This is a genomic window from Streptomyces novaecaesareae, assembly GCF_000716875.1.
Lineage (GTDB): Bacteria > Actinomycetota > Actinomycetes > Streptomycetales > Streptomycetaceae > Kitasatospora > Kitasatospora novaecaesareae.
Genome location: NZ_JNWQ01000165.1, coordinates 1 through 4,344, shown reverse-complemented (window position 1 = coordinate 4,344; position 4,344 = coordinate 1). Strand labels below are relative to the sequence as shown.

The 4,344-nt window shown below is 73.9% G+C and carries 4 protein-coding genes; 3 read left to right on the top strand and 1 reads right to left on the bottom strand.

Annotation, left to right across the window (positions count from 1 at the left end):
- The first annotated feature begins 245 nt into the window (after positions 1-245).
- Complete coding sequence (locus tag OP86_RS32080; RefSeq protein WP_030055154.1) at positions 246-1,241, top strand: 2-hydroxyacid dehydrogenase; 996 nt, start codon at positions 246-248, stop codon at positions 1,239-1,241.
- A gap of 11 nt (positions 1,242-1,252) precedes the next feature.
- On the opposite strand, the gene OP86_RS32075 is transcribed toward OP86_RS32080, so the two are convergent.
- Positions 1,253-2,173, bottom strand: coding sequence for an NAD-dependent epimerase/dehydratase family protein (locus OP86_RS32075; RefSeq protein ID WP_234435136.1), 921 nt, complete (start codon positions 2,171-2,173; stop codon positions 1,253-1,255).
- A gap of 312 nt (positions 2,174-2,485) precedes the next feature.
- On the opposite strand from OP86_RS32075, the gene OP86_RS32070 reads away from it, so the two are divergent.
- Together OP86_RS32070 and OP86_RS32065 are read left to right on the top strand one after the other, a co-directional pair.
- Positions 2,486-3,508, top strand: a complete 1,023-nt coding sequence (locus OP86_RS32070; protein WP_078589591.1) for a cytochrome c oxidase assembly protein — start codon at positions 2,486-2,488, stop codon at positions 3,506-3,508.
- Positions 3,509-3,602: 94 nt separating this feature from the next.
- The gene (locus OP86_RS32065) at positions 3,603-4,190 is read left to right on the top strand and encodes a YdcF family protein (RefSeq protein WP_051831156.1); all 588 of its coding nucleotides are present in this window, start codon (positions 3,603-3,605) and stop codon (positions 4,188-4,190) included.
- Positions 4,191-4,344 lie beyond the last annotated feature (154 nt).

Genomic DNA, 4,344 nt, shown 5'->3' with positions numbered 1-4,344 from the left:
CACGCAAGACGCTCGGCTGGGATACCCCAGCCGAGCGTCTACGTGATCTACTCACCACCTGAAACCAAGTGGTGTTGCGACGACCCCTTGAACCCAAGACCCCGCCGTACGGTCCAGGGGCCTTCGCCGTACGGTCCGGGGGCCTTCGCACGTCCGGGGGTCTTCGCACGTCCGGCGGGCGACCACCCGCCCCTCCCGCTAGCGTGGCCGCAGGAATGGCCACGGGAGCCGACCGGAGGGACCGCATGGAGATCCTCGCGTACGGGGTGCAGACCGACGAACGGCCGCTGTTGGAACGGGCCTTCGCCGGCCGGCACGGGCTGCGCTGCCTGGACGTGTTCCTGAACCGGGACACCGCCCCGCTCGCCGCCGGCTACCCGGTGGTCAGCAGCAGCGTCAACGCCGTCCTGGACGCCGGAACGCTCGCGGTGCTGGCCGCCGGCGGCACCGGGCTGATCGCCCAACGCTCCACCGGCTTCAACAACATCGACCTGGACACCGCCGCCCGGCTCGGCCTCACCGTCGCCCGGGTCTCGCACTACAGCCCGTACGCCGTCGCCGAGCACGCCTGGGCGCTCGCACTGGCCGTCAACCGCCGCCTCACCCGCGCCGCCAACCGCACCCGCGAGTTCGACTTCCGCCTCGACGGCCTGCTCGGCCGGGACGTCCACGGGATGACGGTCGGCGTGATCGGCACCGGCAAGATCGGCGAGTGCTTCGCCCGGATCGCCGCCGGCTTCGGCGCCGACCTGCTCGGCTGGGACATCGCGGAGAACCCGGCCTGCCGCGCGCTCGGCATGACGTACACCGAACTGCCCGAACTCCTCGCCCGCGCCGACCTGGTGAGCCTGCACGTCCCGCTGCTGCCCGCCACCCACCACCTGATCGACGCGGGCGCGCTGGCCCGGATGAAGGACGACGCGATCCTCGTCAACTCCAGCCGCGGCGGCCTGGTCGACACCGCCGCCCTGGTCGAGACCCTGCGCGCCGGGCGGCTGTCGGGCGTCGGCCTGGACGTGTACGAGGAGGAGACCGGACTCTTCTTCACCGACCGCTCCACCGAGGGCATCACCGACGACACCCTCGCCCGCCTCGTCACCTTCCCGCAGGTCCTGGTCACCAGCCACCAGGCCTACTTCACCCGCACCGCCGTCGGGCAGATCATCGACGCCACCGCCCGCAACATCGACGACTTCGCCGCCGGGCGGCGCAGCGAGAACACCCTGGTCCCCCGCAGCTGACCCACCACGCCCTACTCGCTGAGCGCCCGGCGGTACCACGCGGCGGCCTCGGGGAGGCGGGCGAGCGGGCCGGGGCCGGGCGGGCAGGCGGCCAGGCGCCAGACGGCCTCGCTGCGGTACCAGTGGTCACGGGCGACCATGGCGAACTGGCGCTCGGAGACCCGGCCGGGGGCGGCGGCCAGCAGCCGCCGGCACTCCTCCCACGGCACGTCCGGGCCGTCCGGGGCGGGCAGCAGGCCGAGTGCGGCCAGTGCGGTGATCAGGTCGCTGCTGCGGACCGGGTCGGGGTGGGAGGCGTGGTGGACGCCGGTCGGGGCGGTCCGCCCGTCCAGGGCGAGCGCGGTGATCAGCCGGGCCAGGTCGCTGCGGTCCACCACCGAGATCCGGGCCTCGCCGCCCGCCCAGCGGACCGGCACCCGGCGGACCACCTCGGCCAGGGCGGGCACCACCCAGCGGTCGCCCGTCCCGGTGACCAGCCCGGGGCGCAGCACGCACGCGCCGGCCTCCAGGGCGTGCCGCTCGCCGATCAGCCGGGTGCGGCTGGCCTCGGACAGCGGGGCGGGCTGCACCTCGTCCACGTCGATGCCCGCGTGCGGGCCCTCCCCGTACACGGCCGTCGTCGAGAGGTGGACGATCGTGGGCACCCCGGCGCGGGTGGCGGCGGCCATCAGCGCGGCCGTGCCCCGGTCGTTCACCGCCTCGCACTCCGCGGCGGAGCCGTGGACCCGGGAGGCCAGGTGGATCAGCACCCCGGCGCCCTCGCAGAGGGCCGCCAGCGCCGTCGCGTCGGCGAGGTCGCCCGGCACCCAGGCGGCGCCGGGGTCGGCGTTCTCGGGCACCTTGCGGGCCAGTGCGCGCACCCGTACGCCGCGCGCTCCGAGCGCCGCCAGTACCCCGGCGCCGATGAAGCCGGTGGCTCCGGTCAGTGCCACCGTGGTTCCCGCCGCGGGTCCCTGTTCCGCTGCCATGTACTGGCCCTCCCTGCCGACCAGCCGACCAGTCTAGCCAGCGGCCACCGCCCGGCCCGCCGGGGAGGCGGGGCGAGACCGGGGCCAGCCGGGGGGGCAGGCAGGGGTCAGGCAGGGAGGAGAGCAGGACGGGACACCCGTACGGAGGGGGTGGGGGCACGGCCCGAGGTAAGGCCCACCTAGGCTGTAGCCCAAGCAAAACGGGCGAACCGGACCCGCACCAGGGACCACGAGGACGGAAAGCAGGACCCGCCGATGGGCGACGGAATGTCAGGAATGCAGCACCACGGCGGGATGACCCAGCTAGGCCCGTTCACCTTCTCCAACCTGTGGACCTGGTCCCCGGACTGGGTGTTCCTGCTCGGCGGCCTGGTCGTCCTGGGGCTCTACGCGGCGGGCGTGGTCCGGCTGTACCGGCGCGGCGACCGCTGGCCGATCGGCCGGATGGTGGGCTGGGCGGCCGGCGTCGCCAGCATGCTGCTGGTCACCTGCACCGGGCTGAACGACTACGGCATGGTGCTGTTCAGCGCGCACATGATCCAGCACATGGTGCTCTCCATGCTGACGCCGATCCTGCTGCTGCTGGGCGCCCCGATCACGCTGGCGCTGCGCGCTCTGCGCCCGACCGGCAAGGGCCGCCCGCGCGGCCCCCGCGAGCTGCTGGTGGCGCTGCTGCACAGCCGGTACGTCAAGGTGATCTCGCACCCGGCGTTCACCATCCCGATGTTCATCGCGAGCCTGTACGGGGTCTACTTCACCCCGCTGTTCGACTTCCTGATGCAGTACCGCCTCGGGCACATCTTCATGATGGTGCACTTCCTCTTCACCGGTCTGGCCTTCTTCTGGCCGATCATGGGCGTGGACCCGGGCCCGAACCGCCCCGGCCACGTGATGCGGATCATCGAGCTGTTCATGGGGATGCCGTTCCACGCCTTCTTCGGCGTGGCGGTGATGATGGCCGGCCACCCGCTGGTCACCACCTTCACCGTGGAGGGCGCACCGCCCGGGACGAACCTGCTGGAGGACCAGAAACTGGCCGGCGGGATCACCTGGGCGTTCGGCGAGATCCCGACCGCGATCGTGCTGATCGCGCTGGTCTACCAGTGGATGGGCTCCGAGCAGCGGCAGGCCCGCCGCCGCGACCGCGCCGAGGAGCGTTCCGGCGACGCCGAGCTGGAGGCGTACAACGCCTACCTGGCCTCGCTGCACAAGCGCGACCGGCGACCGGGCGCGGCCCCGACCGAACCGACGGCCCCGGCCGCGACGGCGGCGACGGCACCGGCGGCCGAGGCGGGCTGAGCCCAGGGCCCCGGCGCCGCCGCGGAACCCCCGTTCCCGAGAACCCCCGTTCCGCATCCGGAACGGGGGTTCCGCCGTACGCGTTCGAACGGATATGCACGCCCTGCTGATCGCCGCCGTCCTGCTCTGCGGGTACGTCCTGCTCTGGCTGCTCGGCTTCCTCGGCCTGTCGCTGCAGCAGCGCCGCCGCCCCGCACCGGTCGGCTCCGACTACCTGGTCGTGCTGGGGGCCGCGCTGGACGGCTGCGAGCCCGCGCCCACCCTGAGGGCCCGGCTGGACGCTGCGCTGAAACGTTTCGCCGCCGAGGAGGCCGCCGGGTACGCGCCGCTGGTCCTGGTCACCGGCGGGAAGGGCCCGCACGAGGAGTGCACCGAGGCCGCCGCGATGGCCCGCTACCTGGTCGCCCGGGGCGTGCCGGCCGAGCGGATCCGGCGCGAGGAGCGGGCCGTGAACACCGCCGAGAACCTCCGCTTCAGCGCCGCCCTGATGGCCGCCGAGCGGCCCGGCTACCGGTGCACGGTGGTCACCAGCGGCTTCCACACCGTCCGCTCCGGGCTCGCCGCCCGCCGGGCCGGCGTCCCCGCCGAGGTGCTCGGCGCGGACGGACCGCTGGCGCACGGCCCGTACCTGCTGCTGCGCGAGGCCGTCGGCACGGCGCTGGCCCTGCTCGGCCGCGCCTGAACCCTTCCCCGCCCCCGGACACGGCGGGCCGGGACGCGAGGAGGCCCCCGGGCTCCTTGGGTTCAAGGGGTCGTCGCAACACCACTTGGTTTCAGGTGGTGAGTAGATCACGTAGACGCTCGGCTGGGGTATCCCAGCCGAGCGTCTTGCGTGG